Below are 20,135 nucleotides of genomic sequence, written 5' to 3' on the forward strand. Positions count from 1 at the left end.
ATTAAGGCGCTCCGTTGGGCCAACCCGCTTTCGCAAACATGGATCCTCAGACAAGAAGAACCAAGAAAGGCAAAGCCGCCGTCAAAGCTGACGAAGCCAAAGTGGACCTGACTGCCGTCGTGGTCGCCGTAAACGACAGTGAGCCCTGTGTCCTCACAGTCGGTCATGCGGACACCCTCCCTTCTGGACCTTTTGCCCTTGAGCATCGATCACTGCAGTCGGGTTTGAGGGGGTGGGTGGAGCAGCAGACCGGCCATGCACTTGGATACATCGAGCAACTCTACACCTTCGCCGATCGCGATCGCATCGGCACTGAGCGCCACCAGCGCGTCATCTCAATCAGCTATCTCGCATTGACCAGGAAGGAACAGGCAACGAACTCGGCCGCGTGCGGCTGGCAAAGTTGGTACGAATATTTTCCCTGGGAGGACCACCGCTTCGGCACGCCGCCTGTGCTGCTCGATAGATTGCGGCCCCGCCTGATTGAGTGGGCCGGCGGCGCCAGCGAGCCGACCACTCAACGCGAGCGCCGGCAGCGCGCTGCGATAGCCTTCGGCTTCGACGACCGCCATTGGAACGAGGAACTCACGCTCCAACGCTACGAGTTGCTCTATGAAGCTGGTCTGATTGAGGAGGCCGGTGGCGGCAGGGACGCGATTGCGGCCGCGGCTGGCAAACCAATGGTCGCTGACCACCGTCGTATTCTGGCAACCGGGATCGCGCGGCTGCGTTCGAAGATCAAATACCGGCCGGTCGTGTTCGAGCTTATGCGGCCTTCCTTCACGCTGCTGCAACTGCAGCGAACCGTGGAAGCTTTGGCTGGCAGGCTGATCAACAAGCCGAACTTCCGGAGATTGGTCGAGCAGCAGGAACTTGTTGAGGAGACCGGGGAGACCTCCCTCGACACGGGCGGCCGACCGGCGAAGCTTTATCGCTTCCGGCATGCCGTCCTCGACGACAGGGCTATCGCCGGGACAAAATTACCGCTGGCGCGGGCTTGACATACTTATAGTCAAGGTAGATATATTCCCTTATTGTCAAACCGAATATAATCGAGGCGCCAATGACTGGGGCGTTACCTATGGCTGCGTCCCTGTATGAGCGTGTCCGGCGGGTGATCCCACCCGTTGAATGGCTCGCGTTCGCCGGCGATATTGAAGCCATCTTAGCGCTGAAGCGTGAGCGCAATGCGGTGGTGCTGGCGCACAATTACCAGACGCCCGAAATTTTTCATTGCGTGGCAGACATCGTCGGCGACAGCCTGGCGTTGGCCCACAAGGCGGTGACGGTCGACGCCGACATCATCGTGGTTGCCGGCGTTCATTTCATGGCCGAGACGGCAAAACTGCTCAATCCGAACAAGACCGTGCTCATCCCGGATCTCCGCGCCGGCTGCTCGCTGGCCGAATCGATCACGGCAAACGACGTGCGGCTAATGCGGCTGCGGTATCCGGGGGTCCCCGTTGTTACTTACGTCAACACTTCCGCCGCCGTAAAAGCGGAGTCCGACATCTGCTGCACGTCCGGCAACGCCAAGGCGGTGGTGGAATCGCTTGGCGTGGCGCGTGTGCTGATGCTCCCGGACGAATATCTGGCGAGGAACGTGGCAGCCGATACAGACGTCGAGATCATCGCCTGGAAAGGCCATTGCGAGGTGCATGAGCGCTTCACCGCAGCAGACATCCGGGAACTGCGCGATGCCCATCCAGGCGTCATCGTGCTGGCCCATCCAGAATGCCCACCAGACGTTGTCGCGGAGGCGGAGTTCTCCGGCTCGACCGCGGCGATGTCGGATTATGTCGAGCGTGAGAAACCGACGCGTGTCGTCCTTCTGACCGAATGTTCGATGAGCGACAACGTCGCGGTCGCGCATCCCGACGTCGAGTTCGTTCGCCCATGCAATCTGTGCCCGCACATGAAGCGCATCAACCTGGCCAACATTCGCGCCGCACTCGAGCAGAACCGGCATGAGGTCCGGATTGATCCCGAAATTGCCGGCCCCGCCCGCCGCGCGGTCGAGCGCATGCTTTCCCTATGAGTCTGGAGGTTCGCGACATCGCCGGGGCGCCGGTCGTCATCGGCGGCGGCATTGCCGGCCTGATGACGGCGCTTCATCTGGCGCCGGAACCGGTCGTGCTTTTGACCAACGCGCCGCTTGGAACCGGAGCCTGCAGTGAACTTGCCCAGGGCGGTCTTGCGGCAAGTCTCGGGGGCGACGACGGCCCAGATTTTCACCTTTGCGACACGATAGCTGCCGGCGACGGACTCTGCGATGAGGCCACGGTGCGGCGAGTGGTACGAGCTGCACCCGAAGCGATTAGGACGATCCAAAGGTTCGGCGTCGACTTCGACCAGCACCCTGACCGCGCGTTGCGACTTGGGCTCGAGGCGGCACACTCGCGACGGCGAATTGTGCATGCAGCCGGCGACGCCACCGGTCGCGAGTTGGTGCGCGCGCTCGTCGCCGCGGTTCGGCGTACAGCCTCGATCACCATTATCGAAAATGTGGAGGTCCGCCGGCTGGTCGTGCAGGACGGGTCGGTCATCGCCGTGGTCGCAGCAGGACGAGCCGGCGCGCTCGCTCTGCCCACGCGTCGCGCGGTGCTGGCGACCGGCGGCGTCGGCGGGCTGTTTTGCGACACGACAAACCCCGCTGGCTCATGGGGTCACGGGCTGGCGCTCGCCGCATGGGCGGGGGCGGAACTCGCCGACTTGGAATTCATACAGTTCCATCCAACTGCGCTCGACGGTCCGCGCCGGCCGATGCCGCTGGTGAGCGAAGCCGTGCGTGGCGAAGGCGCGGTGCTCATCGATGAGCGAGGAGAGCGCTTCCTCGCCGACACACCTGGCGGTGAACTTGCGCCTCGCGACGTCGTAGCGCGCGCCATTTGGCACCAGCTTGCCGTTGGACGCCGCGTATTCCTGGACGCACGGCAAAGTCTCGGCCCGAGATTTGGCAAGCGTTTTCCAGGCATCGCCGAATTGTGCCGGAGCGCAGGAATCGACCCCGCGACCGACCTGATCCCGGTGCGCCCGGCGGCACATTATCACATGGGCGGCGTCGCCGTAGACAGCGCCGGCCGCAGCTCCATCGAGGGATTGTGGGCCTGCGGTGAGGTGGCCTGTACCGGCCTGCACGGCGCCAACCGCCTGGCCAGCAACTCGCTCACCGAAGCGGCGGTCACCGCGAGCTGGGTTGCCGAAAGCGTTGCCGGCACGTCGTATACCCGGCGACCGCGCAGATGCTCCACATTCGTCCCTCCACGACCAGACGCTTCCGTGGTCCGCCCGATTGTCTCCGCCGCCCTGGGTATCATCCGCGACGGCGAGGCAATGCGCGAAGCGGTGGCGACCCTGCTGCCGATCGCAGCCAATAGTGTCGCTGCCTCTGGTCCGGCTTTGGTCTCACTGATGATCGCCGCGGCGGCCCTGAGGCGGGAAGAGAGTCGAGGCGCGCACTGTCGGTCCGATTTCCCGCTCCACGATGCCAACGTGCGCCCATCACGGCTGACACTGCACAGCGCAATGCGGGCCGCGGCCGCACTCGATTGCCGGGCTACCATACGGAGCACTTGATATGACTTCATTCTCCCCCCTCCCCGCGACCCTGATCGAACCGATTGTGCGCGTTGCGCTCCTCGAAGACCTGGGCAGATCCGGCGACCTGACCACCGATGCGGTTATCCCGTATGATTGCACTGCCACGTTGGTGCTCAAAGCGAGGCAGGCGGGCGTCGTTGCCGGGCTCGATCTGGTCTCGTATGCCTTCCTTCTCGTGGAACCGGCGATCAACATCCAGATCTGGCGCCCTGATGGCAGCGAGGTTGGGGCCGGGGAAACCATTGCAAGATTGTCCGGACCCGCACGAGGCCTGCTCACGGCCGAACGCACGGCCCTCAATTTCTTATGCCGGCTGAGCGGCATTGCCACTGCCACAGCGGCCATGGTTGAGGCCGTGCGCGGTCACAAGGCGAGGATTGTATCGACGCGAAAGACGACGCCCGGGCTGCGGGCATTGGAGAAATACGCCGTGCGCGTCGGCGGCGGTGCCAATCACCGGTTCGGCCTCGATGACGGCGTGCTCATAAAGGACAACCACATCGCGATCGCCGGCGATATCCGCACAGCAATAGAGCGGGCGCGCGCCGCAGCAGGGCATATGGTGAAGGTCGAGGTCGAGGTCGACACGCTGAAGCAGCTCGATGCAGCGCTCGCGATTGGTGTTGACGCGGTGCTGCTCGACAATATGTCGGTCGAGGATCTTGCCCGCGCGGTTTCTATAGTGGATGGCCGTACGATCACCGAGGCGTCCGGTCGGGTGATGCCGAAAACGGCGGCGGCGATTGCGGCGACCGGTGTCGATCTCATCTCCATGGGTTGGCTGACGCACAGCGCCCCGATCCTCGACATCGGCCTGGACATGCCGGACCACCAGAACATCTGCAAGCACTTGAACTGAGGATTACGGCGTGAGGAGCAACATCAGCTCGGCAGGCGTAGGAGGTGCTGGAAAGACGTGCCGCAGCTCGCCTTTAGCGAGTGCGCCCCAAAGCCAAGAAGGCGTACCGGACTAGCAAACAAAGGTTTGACGATGACGATTGGAATGAACTCGGAGTTCGACGTGAACCAGACCATGCAATCGGTCGATGGAACGCCTCCTCGATGGAACCGCAAAGAGGCCGAGGCCATCTACGGCATGCCATTCAACGATCTGCTGTTCCTAGCTCAGACGATCCACCGCCAGAACTTCGATCGAAACCGAGTGCAGCTGTCGCGGCTCCTTAGCATCAAGACCGGCGGGTGCCCCGAAGATTGCGGCTATTGCAGCCAGTCTGCGCATTACGAAACCGGTGTGAAGGCGTCGAAGCTGGTGGACGTCAAGCATGTCATCGACGAAGCGGCCATGGCGCGTGATGGCGGCGCAACGCGCTATTGCATGGGCGCGGCGTGGCGAAGTCCCAAGGAGCGCGACATGGAGGTTGTGGTCGCCATGATTGAGGGCGTCAAGGCCCTCGGCATGGAGACCTGCATGACGCTCGGCATGCTCGATCTTGAGCAAGCTGCTCGCCTGAAGCAGGCCGGTCTCGACTACTATAACCACAACATCGATACCTCTGAGCGCTACTATGGCGAGGTTATTTCAACCAGGACTTTTGCCGACCGGCTGGAAACGCTTGGGCACGTGCGCGCGGTTGGGATGAAAGTCTGCTGCGGCGGCATTGTCGGGATGGGAGAAGAAAAGACCGATCGCATCGACATGCTGGTCACGCTCGCGAACCTGCCCGAGCCGCCGGAAAGCGTGCCGATCAACATGCTTATTCCCATCGAAGGCACGCCGCTTGCCGCGGCCGACGCCATCGATCCGATCGATTTCGTCCGCATCGTTGCGCTCGCGCGGGTGATGATGCCGAAATCCTATGTAAGGCTGTCCGCCGGCAGGACGGCGATGAGCGACGAAACGCAGGCGCTGTGCTTCTTTGCCGGGGCCAATTCGATCTTTGTCGGCGACACGCTGCTGACGGCGGGAAATCCCGGCGAGGACAAGGATACCCTTCTGTTCCGGCGCCTCGGCATTGAGCCTATGGAACTCGCCACGCAATGAAGGAGGCAATTCTTGCCCGCTATGACGCAACCTTGCGGGGACTGGGGCGCAAGGACCGGTTGCGGACGCTCGCACCGCGCGCCGGGCTCGACTTCTCGTCGAACGACTATATCGGACTTGCCGCCTCCAAAAGACTGGGCGATGCGGTTTCGACGGCGATTGCGCGGGGCACGCCAGTGGGCGCCACCGGATCGCGGCTGTTGCGCGGCAATGCACCGGAACATGAGCAACTGGAGGCGGACGCAGCGGCATTTTTCGGAGCCGAGCGTGCACTGTTCTTCGGCAGCGGCTATATCGCCAACTTCGCTCTGCTGACGGCCCTGCCGCAGAAAGGCGACCTGCTGGTCCTCGACGAGCTCGCTCATGCCAGCATGCATGAGGGTGCCCAGGCCGGGCGCGCTGAGTTCAAGCTGGCCGCGCACAACGACGTCGACGCTGTCGAGGACGCAATCACCCGCTGGCGCGCCGAAGGCGGCATGGGGCGGGTGTGGATCGCCTTCGAAAGCCTTTACAGCATGGATGGCGACCGTGCGCCGATGGAGAGCCTGGTCGCGCTGGCTGATCGGTACCAGGCATTCATCGTCGTCGATGAAGCGCATGCCACCGGCGTCTGGGGACCGGACGGCCGGGGACTGGCCGCCGCGTATGAAGGCCGCGACAACATCGTCACGCTCCACACATGCGGCAAGGCGCTTGGCGCATCCGGCGCGCTCGTTACCGGACCGCGAACACTGTGCGACTATCTTATCAACCGGTGCCGGCCATTCATCTATGCGACCGCACCATCGCCGCTGATGGCAGTCGCGGCACGTGAGGCGCTGACTATTCTGTCTGACGAGCCTATGCGTCGTGCTCAGTTGCACGAGCGTGTCGCTTTCGCGAGCCGGCAATTGGCCGAACGCTGCGGCGTGATGCCCAGCGGTTCGCAGATCCAGCCGCTTGTGATCGGCGATAACAGCCGCACCATGGCGGTGGCGGCAGGACTGCAGGCACGCGGCTTCGACATACGCGGCATTCGCCCGCCGACAGTGCCTGAGGGTACGTCGCGCCTGCGCATTTCGCTGACTCTCAACGTCGACGAAGCCGACATTTCCGCCATGGTCGAGGCTCTCGTCGGAGTGTTGGCCACAGCATGACCAAACGCATCGTCGTCACCGGAACAGACACTGGAATTGGCAAGACAGTGTTTTCGGCCGGACTTGCCGGGCTGCTCGACGGCTTCTACTGGAAGCCGGTGCAATCGGGCCTCAACGAGGAGACCGACAGCGAGGTCGTCGCCCGGCTTTCCGGCTTGCCCGACGGACGCGTGCTGCCCGAAGTCTATCGACTGACGATGCCGCTGTCGCCGCATCGATCAGCCGAAATCGACGGCGTCGCGATCGAGGCCGACGATCTTTCATTTCCGGTCCTGCCGACACCGCTCGTCATCGAAGGCGCCGGCGGGCTGATGGTGCCGCTCAATCGACAGACAAGGTTCATTGACATATTCGAACAATGGCGGCTGCCGGTCATACTGTGCGCCCGCACCGCGCTTGGCACCATCAATCATACGCTGTTGTCGATCGAGGCCCTGAGAGCCCGCTCCATCCCGCTCATCGGCATTGCCTTCATTGGCGAAGAGGTGGCCGATACACAAAGGACAATCGTGGAATTCGGCGGCGTGCCGCAGCTGGGCAGGCTGCCGCACCTCGGTCCGCTGACGGGTGAAACGTTGAGAGATGCAATGATTTCCGGCTTCGACCTGGCCATGATTGCCGGAGGCGACTGATGGCGGAGTCTCGAGTCTGGCATCCGTTCACGCAGCACGCGCTAGAGCCCTCGGTCCCTGAAATCGTGCTGACTGAAGGCGCCTATCTCCACAAGGCCGACGGCTTCCGCATCCTCGATGCGATTTCTTCCTGGTGGGTCGTCACCCATGGCCATCGCCACCCCCGCATCATGAAGGCCATCGAGACGACCGCGTCGAGCCTCGACCAGATCATCTTCGCGGGCTTCACCCACGAGCCGGCCGAACGGCTGGCCGAGGCGCTTATCGGCATCGCACCCGCCGGCCTCGACCGGGTGTTCTATTCCGACAGTGGCTCCACCTCAGTCGAAGTCGCGCTGAAGATGGCGCTCGGCTATTTCCGCAACATCGGCGCGCCGCGTTCGCGCATCGCCGTCATGGAGCACAGCTATCATGGCGACACGATCGGGGCGATGAGCGTCGGCGCCCGCGGCGTCTTCAACGCCGCCTATGATCCTTTGCTGTTCGAGGTCGACGCCATCCCCTTCCCGGCCGCCGGGCGCGAGCAGGAAACGCTGGATCGGTTCGAGGCCGTTAGCCGCGACCGGCGCGCAGCCGCGCTGATCGTCGAGCCGCTGGTGCTTGGCGCCGGCGGCATGCTGATGTATCCGGCCTGGGTTCTTGCCGAATTGAAGAGGATCGCCGAAGCCTCCGGCACGCTGCTGATCGCCGATGAAGTGATGACCGGCTGGGGGCGCACCGGAACCATGTTTGCCTGCGAACAGGCGTCCGTCTCGCCCGACATCTTGTGCACCTCGAAAGGTCTGACCGGTGGTACCATCCCGCTGGCCGCCACGATCGCCACCGATGCCATCTTCCACGCTCACTTTTCGGAGGATCGCAAGAAGACGTTTTTCCATTCGAGCTCCTACACCGCCAATCCGATCGCCTGCGCGGCAGCACTTGCCAATGTCGAGATCTGGCGTGACGAGCCGGTGGCCGAGCGGATCGCGGTCTTGAGCGCGAGGCAGGCCGCCGGGCTGCAACGCTTCCGGGTCAATCCATATTTCACCGACTGCCGGACAACCGGCACCATCGCGGCACTCGACCTACGCACCGGCTCAGCCGGTTATCTGGCCGAGATCGGGCCAAAACTGCGCGCTTTTTTCCTTGAGCGGGGGCTACTTGTGCGCCCGCTCGGCAATGTCCTCTATCTTCTACCGCCCTATTGCATCACCAGCGACGAATTGGGCGGGCTCTATGACGCGATAGAGGAGGCCGGCGAACGCTTCGGCTCGCGGCCATGAACCTATCGTCGCGCGTTCTCGGCTTCGGCCATCATGCGCCGGCGCGCAAGGTCGAGAACCCGGAAATCGAAGACCGGCTCGGGCTTGAGCCCGGCTGGATCGAGCGGCGCACCGGAATTCGCTCGCGCTTCTGGGCAACAGACGAAGACACGCTGTCGGGCCTTGCCGCCTCTGCCGGCGACATGGCGCTGACCAATGCCGGTATCGACCGCGGCGACGTCGGTCTACTCTTGCTCGCCACGTCGACGCCCGATCACCTTCTGCCGCCAAGCGCGCCGCTGGTCGCACATCGGCTGGGGCTAGGCCGCGCCGGAGCGATCGACCTGACCGGCGCCTGCGCCGGCTTCATCTATGCGCTGATGTTCGCCGACGGGTTCACCCGCCTGCACGGCAAAGCGAGCCTTGTCATCGCCGCCAACATCCTCAGCCACCGCATCAATTTGGCCGAGCGCGCCAGCGCCGTGCTGTTTGCCGATGCCGCCGGCGCCATGGTGATCAGTCCTTGCGATGACCCGGATCGAGGCATTCTCGGCGCTTCGGTGGATTCCGACGGCTCGCGCTACGGGCTAATCCAGATTCCCGCCGGGGGAAGCAACACTCCGTTCCATGCCGACCTCGACCTCGCGCAGACACGGATGACGATCACTGACGGCCGTGAAGTATTCAGCAAGGCCGTGGAGATGATGACCGCCTGCTCGAGAGATGCGCTCACTGCTGCCCGACTGAGGCCGCAAGACCTCGATCGTTTCGTGCCGCATCAGGCCAATGCGCGCATTTTCGACGCGGTCGGCAGGAACCTCGGCATCGCTGATCACTCGATCGTCAAGACGATCGCCGAATATGGCAACTCTTCCGCCGCGACGATCCCGCTCTCATTGTCGCTGGCCCATCGGGCGCAGCCGTTTCGGCCTGGCGAGAAAGTCCTCTTGGCGGCAGCGGGTGCGGGTCTCAGCGGCGGCGCGCTTGTGGTGGGAATTTAGCAAAGCAATGCTTGCGCACAGGACTGCTCATGAATGAGACTATGAGAATGGCTCAATACGTAAATAGTCGCCGGCAAGCTCCATAGAGCTGGGTTCCGTGCGGTGCTCCGCGATGTCTAAGTATCGACCCGCTTGCTCAAATCGCAGCGCTCATCGAAGGCCAGCAATACCTCATGCAGAGCGAAAATCCTCAACCGCCCGTTTCAAAGACGCTCGCCCCATTTCGAAACAAGGTGTTTCGCTCAATTTGGGCGGCCACCCAGATTTCCAGCCTCGGTTGGCTAGTGCAAACGGTCGCCATCAGTTGGCTTATGGCAACGATTTCAGCGTCCGACCTCATGGTGGCACTCGTCCAGGCCGCATCCACATTGCCGGTGTTCTTCCTCTCAGTTTTCGCCGGAGCCATTGCCGACAACTTCAGCCGCCGGTGGGTGATGTTTGCGGGACACTGCCTGATAGCATCGGCGTCGACGACGCTGATGATTTCTGTGGGTCTGGGATTTGTCAGTCCTTGGCTGATTCTCGGGTTAGGTTTCCTGGCCGGCTGCGGCTTTGCCTTGAATGATCCGGCTTGGCACGCTTCGGTCGGCGATATCCTTCACAAACGCGACATTCCGGCCGCAGTGACGCTTATGTCCGTCGGATACAACATTGTGCGCAGCGTTGGTCCGGCCTTGGGGGGCGTGATCCTGGCCGTCTTTGGGCCGCTGGCCGCTTTCGCCTTGGCTGCGGTGAGTGATCTGGCGCCCATAAGCGCGATATGGCGCACCAAATGGGAGGTCCGCTCTTCGCCTCTCCCTCGTGAGAGAATGACGACGGCAATTCATGACGGAGTGCGCTTTACTGCGATGTCTTTGGAGATCAGGGCAGCGACCGCCCGAGCCGCTCTTTTCGGATTGGCAAGCATCTCCATTCTGGCGTTGCTCCCCCTCGTCGTCCGGGATCAGTTGAAGAGTGGGCCAATTGTCTACGGTATCTTATTGGCCGGCTTCGGCATGGGTGCTTTCATCGCGGGCATGGGCAACGGCTTCTTGAGGAAGGTCACGTCTCAAAACAGGCTGGTGGCCTTCGCCTCTGTGGCTTGTGCAGTCTGTTGCCTCTCCCTTGCCCTTACATCGTCGATTCCTGTGGCGGCCATTTCGCTGGCGCTCGGCGGAGCGGGTTGGCTTATCACCTGGACGGGCATTGACGTGTCGGTGCAGTTGGCAAGCCCAAGGTGGGTTGTAGGCCGCACGCTCTCCATTTACTACGCCTTGAGCGCAGGCGGTATGGCTGCTGGCAGCTGGATCTGGGGTTCTGTCGCGCAAAACTATTCCTTGACCTTAGCATTGGAGGGCGCCGCAGGCGCTCTGTTGCTGGTTGCAGCAGCGGGGATCGTGTTGCCGGTCCGTCCCTGGGAAGAAACCGATCAAGAAAGTTCAGTTTTTCATCCGCCGGACGTGGCTCTCGATCTGAAACCCAGAAGTGGCCCTATCGTGGCCAAGGTCGAGTATTTGATATCGGAGGAAAATATCGAGGCCTTTCTGGGCTCCATGCGCACGCGGCGACACGTCCAGAGCCGTGCCGGTGCACGAAACTGGACGCTCCAGCGAAATCTGCAAACACCGTCACTTTGGACGGAGACATTCCGCACCCCCACCTGGATGGACTTTCTCCGCCTAAATCATCGACTCACCGCAGCAGATAAGGAAGTCGCCCAGCATCTCCTGTCACTGCATGAAGGAGAGGTGCCTCCGCAGACAGTGCTTTCGATTGAACGGACGACCGAGGCAATTCGTACCCGTACCTCGACAATCTTTTCTCGTCCTCCAAGATGACGCCATCAAGCTGCTGTCCAGGGACAGGGTGGATCACCGGTGCTTTGCAGAGCACAGCCTCACACCGAGAGCAGCGTGCTCCGGGTTGTGCGCTTTCGCGCGCACCCAGGCGAGATGATGGTGAACGCGGCGTCAAGTGGAAGTCCCCTGCATACGCTTGCGGAGTCTTCTGCGAGAGCCCATGCCGACGAGCGCCAAACAAGGTTTGATGCCTTTCGGCGTCGTGGCCTCAACTCATCGATTCGCGAGAAAAGCATCGAATGCAGCAGCAACGGCGCGAACAACAAAGCGGTGCTCCGGCCGCACGCGGATGAAGCCGTTTTCGACGTCCAGGATCCCCTCCTCAGCCAGCGTCACCAAACTCTCAACTGAATCGAGAAAACGAGCTGGTTCGATTTCGTGGGCGGCACAGATGGTCGGCACGTCGGCCTCCAAATCGCACATCAGTCGCTCGATGATCGCTGCGCGCACCCGGTCATCGTCGGTCAGACGGTGACCCTTTGATGTCGCCAGACGTCCACTTGCGATGTGCCGGGCGTAAGAATCCCGTGTTACTTCGTTCTGAACATACCCCTCGCGGACTCGGCCAATAGCCGACGCGCCTAAGCCGATCACGTTTTGCAAGTATCGGCCGAGTATCCCAGCGAATTACGCCGTAGGCGCGCCCGGTCTTCTGCGCTAGCGCGAGTTCGTCGTCCGGCGGAGCGAAATGATCGAGCCCGATCTCCCGGTAGCCAGCGCCAACCAGTGTCTCGGCGACAGCTGCAGCCTGTTCGGCGCGAAGATCGCCGTCCGGTAGACCTGCCTGCTCGATAGGCGCTGGTTCTTTATCACGGAAGGAATATGCGCGTATCCGAACACCGCAAGCCGGTTGGGGCGCATGGCGACCGCAGCCATCGCGGTCTGGATGCAGGACTGCACAGTCTGTTTCGGTAGACCGAAGATGAGGTCGAAGTTGATATGGCCAACGCCATGCCGGCGGAGATTTTGGACTGCAGCGGCCGTCTGCACCTTACTCTGGATCCGATTGATCGCCTTTGCACATCGGGATCAAAGCTCTGCACGCCGATGCTCGCGCGGTTGACACCGTTAGCTGCCAAGGCTTCGGCCATTTCCGGTGTGAACGTTCGGGGATCGATCTCCACGGTGATCGCAGCAGTTTTGCTGAAAGCGAAGTGGCGGCGTAGAAATTCCATCAGCGCCAAGTGCTCGGCTGGCCCGATAAGGTGAGGCGTTCCGCGCCGAAATGCACATCGCTCACCGGCAGCCCTTGCCGCACTTGCTCCGACACCAAACTGATCTCCTGACGCAGCACCGCTAAATAATTAAGGATCGGGCCGTTGCGACGGATGACCGCGGTAGGGAAGCCGCAATACCAGCACATGGATCGGCAAAACGGAATGTGGAAATAGAGCGACACCGATTCGTCGGCCGGGAGGCCCCCCAGCCATTCCTCATAATCGTCAGCACCAACTGCCGCAGAGAAGTCTGGCACAGTCGGATAGATGGTATACCAAGGCGGCCGGGGGTCCCGGTACTTTGTCAGGATTGAGGTGTGCAAGGAGCTGTCATCCCACGTCGCTGATCCATCATTCTTTCGTTGCGCGCTCGTCCTGGTCTCTGACCTAAGTCAGTGCGTCCCGCTTATGTCGCAGTCTCGTTTGGACAGGATGGGGTCAACCACGCCGGGGAGCGCGCGTGCCATGGTTGCGCCTGAGGTGATGGTGCGGTGCCGCATTCAACGTCTGAGTAGTACGTGACGCCAGTGCAGTGTGCTTGAGGCGTCTGCGGAAGAACTTTGCAATGCGAAATTCATGTCCGACGCAACGGACCTGTCAAGCCTCGTTCAGACGCCATCCAGGTCCAGCCAGCGGCCTTCCCTGCCGGCCGAAAAACCATACCGGCTTTAGCCACCGAGACGCTCTAAAGCTGACGTCGGCTCATTTGATGAAAGGAGGACGCCGCTAGGGGGTGCACAAGGTTCCCCGGCTTGACGTCGCTTCGAGCGAAGAGCGGCGGTGTGGCTTGTCGTCAAGCGCCGGGCAGCGTGCCCCCTACCGATATCCCGAAAAGATCGACCAAGATGGCCATGCCGACGCCACACGCGGTCTGGATGAGGCCGACCATGAAAATGCGATTGGCGCGTTCGTAGATGGGGCGCCGCAAGGAACTCATGTCGAGCAGCATGGACAGCGCTCTCATCTGCAGTGCGATGCCGAGCAGGATCGGCACTACGGCGAACAGATCGTAGAGTTGCCATGGCAAGGGGTTCGCGGCCCAATGAGTGAGGAAGCCGAGCGAAAAGGCAAGCAGGATACCCACGGCAGTGATTGTGCCGTTGCGGAAAATGGTCTCGATCGGTTCTTCCTTCGGATCGTGCTCGTCCAAGCGGCTTCCTTTCGTTGCTCTTTCCGTCGAGACTAAGTTCTCGAGAATGCTGTTCATCGCCAATTACTCGAGGCGAGCCGTAGGCAGCCGTTTCAGGGTGCGCTCCCTCTCGCTTCCGGCCGCGCAATGTACCTGCACGGCGAACTTACAGCGGCGAAAAGGTGCTGCGGCCACCATGCGACGCCTCGGACGCGCACGCCCTCTGTTCCTGGCGCAGCCCTTGCGGAGCGTACGCGCAGTGATCCTTCTCGGTAGCGCATGGCGCGGCCTCCGTTGCGGTCAGACGGGAAGCCGTCGCTGTTAAACGAGACTGTCACATATCGAACATGGCGAACCGTGTCGCACATTGCTTTTCGCAGTGACCCTCAAAAAAAGTGATTCCAGCGAGACGAAGGCGCGTCGGCCCGATTTTGGTGTCGGCCGCATTTACGCTTCAGGTTGGCATGTCGCTTGCTGCTCTATTTCGGAGAGCTGCAGCGGTCCGACCGGAGTGTTTCACATGTAAACGATAATGAATCTCCTAACAGAAAACACTATTATAAGTACATGTGGCTTTTACGCTGGCTCACCTCTCGTGTCAAGCGCTTTGGCGTCCACATATTGGAGACAACACGCACAAAATTTAGAGGAAAAGCTTGCTCTTTCGCCTCTATCCTTTTTATTCCTTCATGGAGATCTAGACATGTACATCAAGAGTCCTCTTCTCGGCTTAACTGCTCTGATGACCGTTTCCGTCGGTCGAGCAGCTGGCGCCGAGCGGGAACCGGCCGAGTACATCAAGATCTGCGACGTCCTCGGCTCGGGATATTCCTATATTCCCAACACCGAGACCTGCCTGCGCATCGGCGGCTATGTCCGTTACGATATCGGCCTGGGTGACGTCCGATCGTATGACAGCGCAAGAACCTCGGACGTGAGAACTGGCGAGGACCAAGGCACTTGGCGAAACAGCACACGCTTCACGTTCAAAACTTGGACCGGCCAGCAGACCGAGCTCGGCGCGTTGACGACCTATACCGAAACCCACGTGAATTTTGGCAACAGCGCTAACTCGCATGACAGTCCTCAGAACTATGATTTCAACAGCGGCCTCGCACTGGCTTCTGCCTGGGTCGAGCTGGGAGGCCTGCGAGTTGGCAAGGAGGGGTCGGCCTTCGATACGTTTGTAAGCTACGCTGGCGACGTTCTCGATAGTATGCTCGTTCCGTCGGCCGGCTTCGACACCAACGTGGCTCAGTACCACTTCGACGCCGGCAACGGCATTTCGACTGTGATTTCGCTCGAACAAGGATCGGGCTCAGCCGGTACTATCGACAGCTATATTCCGCACGTTGTCGCCGGCTTGAAATACACGCAAGGCTGGGGCTCGATCACCGGCGTCGCGGCTTATGACAGCAATTACGAAGCTTTTGCCGGCAAGATCCGCGTCGACGTCGCTGTCACAAACCAGCTGTCGCTGTTTGGACTCTTCGGCTACGGTTCCAATGCCAGTCTCAACGAGGACTCAAACGGCGCAATTGCCAATCATGGGCGCGGCTCGTACAAAATCTGGAACGGCCAGTGGGCTTTCTGGGCGGGCGCCACCTACGAGTTTGACGAGAAAACTTCGTTCAACCTTCAGGTCTCGGGTGATCAGCTCAAGGATGCTGGTGTGGCTGCAAACGTCGCCTACATGGTCGTTCCCGGCTTCACGGTCACAGCCGAGGTCGATTACGACCACTACGGCAACTCTGGCCTCGGCCCTGCCGAGCCTACCGCCGTCAAGGGCACGAGCAAGCCGAACAGCGTCGGCGGCATTCTCCGCTTACAAGGCTCATTTTGAAATCTCTCCAGTCGCGAGCATGGCAAAGGCACTTGCCTCGACAACGCACGCATGGAGAGCTTCGTTCGCCATCTTGAAGTCTGCATCGACCGTCCACGGCCCATCGTACCAACTAGAAACTGAAAGTTATGAGCCCTGTGTACTACACCTAGCCCTTGACCTGCCCGATGAACCGGCCAGGGGCCGTCAGTTCAAATTCGGGGCCGCTTAGAGGGCAGTGTGAGGCCGTGTTAGGTAAGCGCCACTGCAATGTCGAGGCCGCGACACGCCTGTCGCTTTGGACGGCTGGAATTGCCCTTCGCGGCGCCATTCATTCTCTCAACATTTACGTGATAATGCACGCTGAGTCCGAGCCGCGTGGCAGCACCCATCCTAGGTCACTATCGGGGGGCCTTAAACCTGAACAGCTCCATCGTCGCGGCTGCTGCGGAAGCAGGAGCTATCACTGGGACCCGTACTGGTGCTTGTCAGCCGCTGAGCCGCTACTTCGTCTTAGGAAGAGCATTGTCCTTGCCAAAAGCCGGCCAGTATTTCGAGATTGCCAGTGTGGCGCCGGCTGAAGAGAAATGACCATAGTCGAAATATAAAAACTCTCCTCTATCGGAATAGGCGCAGCGTCCTGCGCTGCACAGGAATTTCAGCGGATCGATGAATGTGGCGCCTTTGGTAAATGAGCGCACACGTTCGTTGATGTCGGGGTCCATCGCGATCGGCCAGGACGTATCGTCCAGATTTTGGCGCTTGGCGAAGAACGCAATTTTCCGGACGTCAGTTGGGAACTGCGGAGACTGGCCGATGACAAACACGCGCACGCCCAGGGCACGAAGCGTAGCGATTGTTTGCTGAAGACCGTCGAAACCTCTGACCTCATAGTCACTCCATCTACCGCTGAGGATAACCGTCTTGATGTCCGCTTCCAAGATGACGTCCAAGGCCTTGCGATTGAACCGGACACAATCAAGACGATCGTAAGGGTAGTAATAGAGTATCGGCGCGCAGCTGGCGTACGTATATTCAACGATGTTCGCCTGCAATCGATTTATGTTAGCACCCAAGCCGGAAACATAGTGCGCGGCGAAGGAGTCGCCCCACAAAAAAACCGTTGTTGGAAAACCGCTGGTGCGCGTGCAATCCTCCATATTCCAGCTTTCGATCCGGCTGGTGCCCTCGTTGAAACAGATGCCATTCCTCCAGTCCCCGACGGAAATGCGCCGCTGGACATAGTCCGGAAACCGTTGCGGAAAGCCATTGCCGAGCGCCCCCGCCGCTCCGCCGGCACAAAGGACAACGATCGCGAGCGCTGAAAAGGCGAAGATAGGCCCCGGGGAGGTGAAGGCCCTCTTCTGTCGAAACGGCTGCTCTACAAACTTCCAGGAGAATGCAGCCAATGCGAGGCTTGCCACCAACATCGCACCGGTCATCAACGGATCGAGTTTTTGGAACGAAAGATAGTGCGCGAACGCATTGAGAGGCCAGTGAACAAGATACAACGAATACGAGATGAGCCCAATCCAGACCAGCGGCCGGACTTCGAGCATGCGGGTGGCGACCGTCGAGGGGGTATTTTGGCCAACATAGATCAGAAGGGCCGTTCCGATGCATGGATACAAGGCGTTGTAGCCTGGGAACGGATCACTCGCCGAAATCGCGAAGAACCCGATGGCGAGAAGGCCAAATCCGGCCACCCCCACCGACTCCATCAGGAATCGGTTGCCCAGCGGCGAGGGGCATTTGAGCATGAGCAGGGCGCCCAACATGAGTTCCCAGATTCGGGTCGGCAGCAGATAGAATCCGGCGGTGGGTGCCAGCGATGTCGCCATCACCGCCACTACGAAGCTGCAGAGAATTATCGGAAGAAGTGTCGTCAGCCAGCGCTTCCCGATGTAGCGATAGATTAGGAACATCAGGATTGGTGCGAAGATGTAGTACTGCTCCGCTACGGAAAGCGGCCAAGTGTGCAACAGTGGTAGAAGCGCGGCATCGATAGAGAAGTAACTTGACGTTTTCCAGAAGAAAACGTTCGACCAGAAGGTCGAGGTAGCTATGATGCTAAGACTGAATCCGCGCAGATCCGGTGGCAGAAGAATGAACAATGCTGCAATGCAGGTGAGAAGCATCACAAAGACGAGCGCCGGCAGAATGCGCCGGGCACGGCGCCAGTAGAAGTTGACGATGGAAAATTGGCCGCGTTCAAGGTCATCCAGGAGGCTTCCGCTGGTTAGGTAGCCGGAGATGACGAAGAAGATATCGACCCCGCTAAAGCCACCCGGGATCGCCGAAATTCCGAAATGAAAGAGTACGATCGGAAGTACAGCAACGGCCCTAAGGCCCTCGATATAGCGCCTATATTGCATCCAGCGGTTCCTTTTATTTTAGATCAGGACGCGATTGGAAGCTTTCAATCTCCGGTAGGAGTGCTGCCGAGATAAGGGCGGTATCAGCCACCTTTATCCGTCCCGAATGTTCTGTAAGTTGCAACTGGTACAGAAGCACGATCGCCATCGCCGGCCTTGACGGCCTGATTGTCGAGCAGATCGCGCGGATCGTTGACCATCACGGCCAGGTTATGTCCTGTCGAACAACCAAGCGGCTGTTTGAAGGATTCTTCATTGGGTAAGGCACCATATGAGGGACAGACCGGCGGACGGGCGTGATAGACAATCGCCTCAATTCGCACTGAGCCGGCGTCGTGTTGATCGCGCAATTGAATGTTGTCTTCTTCGATTGCCAACTGCCTGGCCTGATGGGCTACCCCTGCGCTGAGCTGGGGCGAACCGCTGATGAGGAGGTGGATGGCATCGAACCGGCCGCGACTGGCCTTGTCTAGGAAAACACGCAAACGCTGCCGTTCGGAAGCGCGCAGGCTTTGCAACGTCAGGACGGTGGTCTCCTCTCGGACAAGCATTGGTGCCGATGGTTCGACATCAACTGGCGTAGTGCTTGTGCAGCCACTTACGCTTGGTGCCAGAGCGACAAAGAGGATTATAAAACGCAACATCTTTGGATGACACTATTCGATGATGAAGCCGAGACCGCCCTGGGCGCTTGGCGCGCCCGCACGGATAGCAGCGCGGTCTCGCGGGGGACTTGTCACGGAATTCGTCGGAGCGCCCCCTCCGTTCAAAGCCGGTGCCGCCCGCTCGGTCGGTGCGCTCATCTGGTTTGGGTTGGAGCCTGGTCTTACAATGTAAGGCGTAACTAGAATGACCAGTTCTGACTCCTCTTTTTGAAACGAGGTCGAGCGAAAAAGCGGTCCCAGGATCGGCAGTTCTCCGAGCCAGGGAAAGGCCCTGACATCATTGTTGACGTTCCGCCTGATTAGACCGCCGATTGCGAAGCTCTGGCCGCTGGCGAGTTCGACGACCGTATCGGCTCGGCGCGTGGAAACTGCCGGCACGGAAATTCCGTTGATTTGCACGGCACCTTGCGTCGACAGTTCACTGACTTCGGGCGTTACGTGAATGTTGATTTGATTGTTGCTGAGAACTGTCGGCACAAATTCCAGACTGACGCCGAAGTGACGGAATTCAACCGATACCTGCCTGTTTTCCTGCAGGACAGGAATGGGAAATTCGCCGCCCGCGAGAAAGCTGGCCTTTTCACCCGACATAGCGGTGAGGTTCGGCTCAGCCAGGACGGAAGCTATATGCTCCTTGGCGAGCGCGTCGAGAACCGCGCTGACGTTGACGGCACCGTTGTCGAATCCGATTTCTGCTGTACCGCCACCCTGGGTTGAACCAGACCCAGCGCTTGCAGCGCTTCCGCTTAGAACGCCCACTTTGAAATTGCCGATTTGACCGAAGGCGGACAAGTTGACGCCGAGTGACTTCATGGCGCTGCGTGAGACTTCGGCTACGCGCACGCTGAGGTTAACTTGCAGGGATCCAGCGACCTTGATGTTGTTGACGACTTGCGCTCCGTCGCCCAGATATTGCTCAGTGACTCTTTTTGCGGTGTCGGCGACCTCTGCGTCGGGCGCCGTCCCGCTAAGGATTGCGCCGCGCGGCGTATAGTTGACGCGGATGGGATAGTCGCCGACCTGCTCCCGCAACATGGCGCGTAAATCCCCGATCGGTTGCGTGACAACGATACGCAATTCGGCGAGAGGCTCGCCATTGCCATCCAAGGCGAATAGGCTGGTCCGCCCCGATTTCTTGCCAAAGACGAAGATTGTTTTGCTCGATGGCGCCTGAAAATCCGCGATCGTGGGGTCAGCAACAAAGATGGTCGTGGCTGGCGCGGGCAGATGAACGGTCTCCCCGAGCGAAGAGGAAAGGGTCAGCGTGGCGTTGATGCTATTCGAAGCCGCATGCGGCGGGCCTTTGTCCTGCTTGTTTTGCGCCGCGACACCAAGTGGGAAAGTCACAATAAGCGCGCAGAGGAGATGGCCCAGGTAACGGGGAACTGCAGGTCTTGTAACCTTGTTGGCGATCGCCCGCCAATTGAGCGCATGGCAAGGATGTTGAAGGATCAGCAAAATAGATCTTCTTTCG

Annotated in this window: 15 protein-coding genes and 1 pseudogene; 11 read left to right on the plus strand and 5 right to left on the minus strand. The window is 60.3% G+C overall.

Annotated elements, in window-relative coordinates:
• Positions 1-38: 38 nt before the first annotated feature.
• The 10 genes from EN874_RS09025 (at position 39) to EN874_RS09070 (ending at position 11,432) form a co-directional block, all read left to right on the plus strand.
• Positions 39-1,001: a hypothetical protein gene (locus tag EN874_RS09025; RefSeq protein WP_126063926.1), complete on the plus strand. Its 963-nt coding sequence runs from the start codon at positions 39-41 to the stop codon at positions 999-1,001.
• Between the two features lie 62 nt (positions 1,002-1,063).
• Positions 1,064-2,038: a quinolinate synthase NadA gene (gene nadA, locus EN874_RS09030; RefSeq protein WP_126063925.1), complete on the plus strand. Its 975-nt coding sequence runs from the start codon at positions 1,064-1,066 to the stop codon at positions 2,036-2,038.
• Positions 2,035-3,576, plus strand: coding sequence for an L-aspartate oxidase (locus tag EN874_RS09035; RefSeq protein ID WP_024505569.1), 1,542 nt, complete (start codon positions 2,035-2,037; stop codon positions 3,574-3,576). Before nadA ends, EN874_RS09035 begins: the two co-directional genes overlap by 4 nt.
• A gap of 1 nt (position 3,577) precedes the next feature.
• The gene (gene nadC, locus EN874_RS09040) at positions 3,578-4,459 is read left to right on the plus strand and encodes a carboxylating nicotinate-nucleotide diphosphorylase (RefSeq protein WP_024505570.1); all 882 of its coding nucleotides are present in this window, start codon (positions 3,578-3,580) and stop codon (positions 4,457-4,459) included.
• Positions 4,460-4,633: 174 nt separating this feature from the next.
• Entirely contained in the window at positions 4,634-5,602 is a 969-nt protein-coding gene (gene bioB / locus EN874_RS09045; protein WP_245454882.1) for a biotin synthase BioB, read from the plus strand.
• The gene (locus tag EN874_RS09050) at positions 5,599-6,738 is read left to right on the plus strand and encodes an 8-amino-7-oxononanoate synthase (protein WP_024505572.1); all 1,140 of its coding nucleotides are present in this window, start codon (positions 5,599-5,601) and stop codon (positions 6,736-6,738) included. Before bioB ends, EN874_RS09050 begins: the two co-directional genes overlap by 4 nt.
• Positions 6,735-7,370, plus strand: a complete 636-nt coding sequence (gene bioD / locus EN874_RS09055; RefSeq protein ID WP_063169254.1) for a dethiobiotin synthase — start codon at positions 6,735-6,737, stop codon at positions 7,368-7,370. The genes EN874_RS09050 and bioD overlap by 4 nt, the downstream gene beginning before the upstream one ends.
• Positions 7,370-8,635: an adenosylmethionine--8-amino-7-oxononanoate transaminase gene (locus tag EN874_RS09060; RefSeq protein ID WP_126080683.1), complete on the plus strand. Its 1,266-nt coding sequence runs from the start codon at positions 7,370-7,372 to the stop codon at positions 8,633-8,635. Before bioD ends, EN874_RS09060 begins: the two co-directional genes overlap by 1 nt.
• Positions 8,632-9,615 (plus strand): beta-ketoacyl-ACP synthase III, encoded by a 984-nt coding sequence (locus tag EN874_RS09065; RefSeq protein ID WP_126063924.1) that lies wholly within the window; start codon positions 8,632-8,634, stop codon positions 9,613-9,615. The genes EN874_RS09060 and EN874_RS09065 overlap by 4 nt, the downstream gene beginning before the upstream one ends.
• A 173-nt stretch (positions 9,616-9,788) precedes the next feature.
• On the plus strand, positions 9,789-11,432 hold the full coding sequence (locus EN874_RS09070; RefSeq protein ID WP_126063923.1) for an MFS transporter: 1,644 nt from the start codon (positions 9,789-9,791) through the stop codon (positions 11,430-11,432).
• Positions 11,433-11,666: 234 nt separating this feature from the next.
• Here EN874_RS09070 and hemN read toward each other — a convergent pair.
• Positions 11,667-12,993 (minus strand): annotated as a pseudogene (gene hemN, locus EN874_RS09075) (oxygen-independent coproporphyrinogen III oxidase).
• 470 nt (positions 12,994-13,463) lie between these two features.
• Positions 13,464-13,820, minus strand: coding sequence for a hypothetical protein (locus EN874_RS09080; protein WP_024505577.1), 357 nt, complete (start codon positions 13,818-13,820; stop codon positions 13,464-13,466).
• A gap of 682 nt (positions 13,821-14,502) precedes the next feature.
• Between EN874_RS09080 and EN874_RS09085 the strand changes: the two genes are divergently transcribed.
• Positions 14,503-15,642 (plus strand): porin, encoded by a 1,140-nt coding sequence (locus EN874_RS09085; protein WP_126063922.1) that lies wholly within the window; start codon positions 14,503-14,505, stop codon positions 15,640-15,642.
• 482 nt (positions 15,643-16,124) lie between these two features.
• Here EN874_RS09085 and EN874_RS09090 read toward each other — a convergent pair whose 3' ends face one another.
• From EN874_RS09090 to EN874_RS09100, 3 genes are all read right to left on the minus strand, one after another.
• Positions 16,125-17,996 carry an acyltransferase family protein gene (locus EN874_RS09090; protein ID WP_127427541.1) on the minus strand — a complete coding sequence of 624 codons (1,872 nt, stop codon included), beginning with the start codon at positions 17,994-17,996 and terminating at the stop codon, positions 16,125-16,127.
• Positions 17,997-18,079: 83 nt separating this feature from the next.
• The gene (locus EN874_RS09095) at positions 18,080-18,640 is read right to left on the minus strand and encodes a CpaD family pilus assembly lipoprotein (protein WP_063169261.1); all 561 of its coding nucleotides are present in this window, start codon (positions 18,638-18,640) and stop codon (positions 18,080-18,082) included.
• Positions 18,641-18,652: 12 nt separating this feature from the next.
• The gene (locus EN874_RS09100) at positions 18,653-20,074 is read right to left on the minus strand and encodes a type II and III secretion system protein family protein (RefSeq protein WP_050580548.1); all 1,422 of its coding nucleotides are present in this window, start codon (positions 20,072-20,074) and stop codon (positions 18,653-18,655) included.
• Positions 20,075-20,135 lie beyond the last annotated feature (61 nt).

This window comes from Mesorhizobium sp. M1D.F.Ca.ET.231.01.1.1 (genome assembly GCF_003999155.2).
GTDB lineage: Bacteria > Pseudomonadota > Alphaproteobacteria > Rhizobiales > Rhizobiaceae > Mesorhizobium.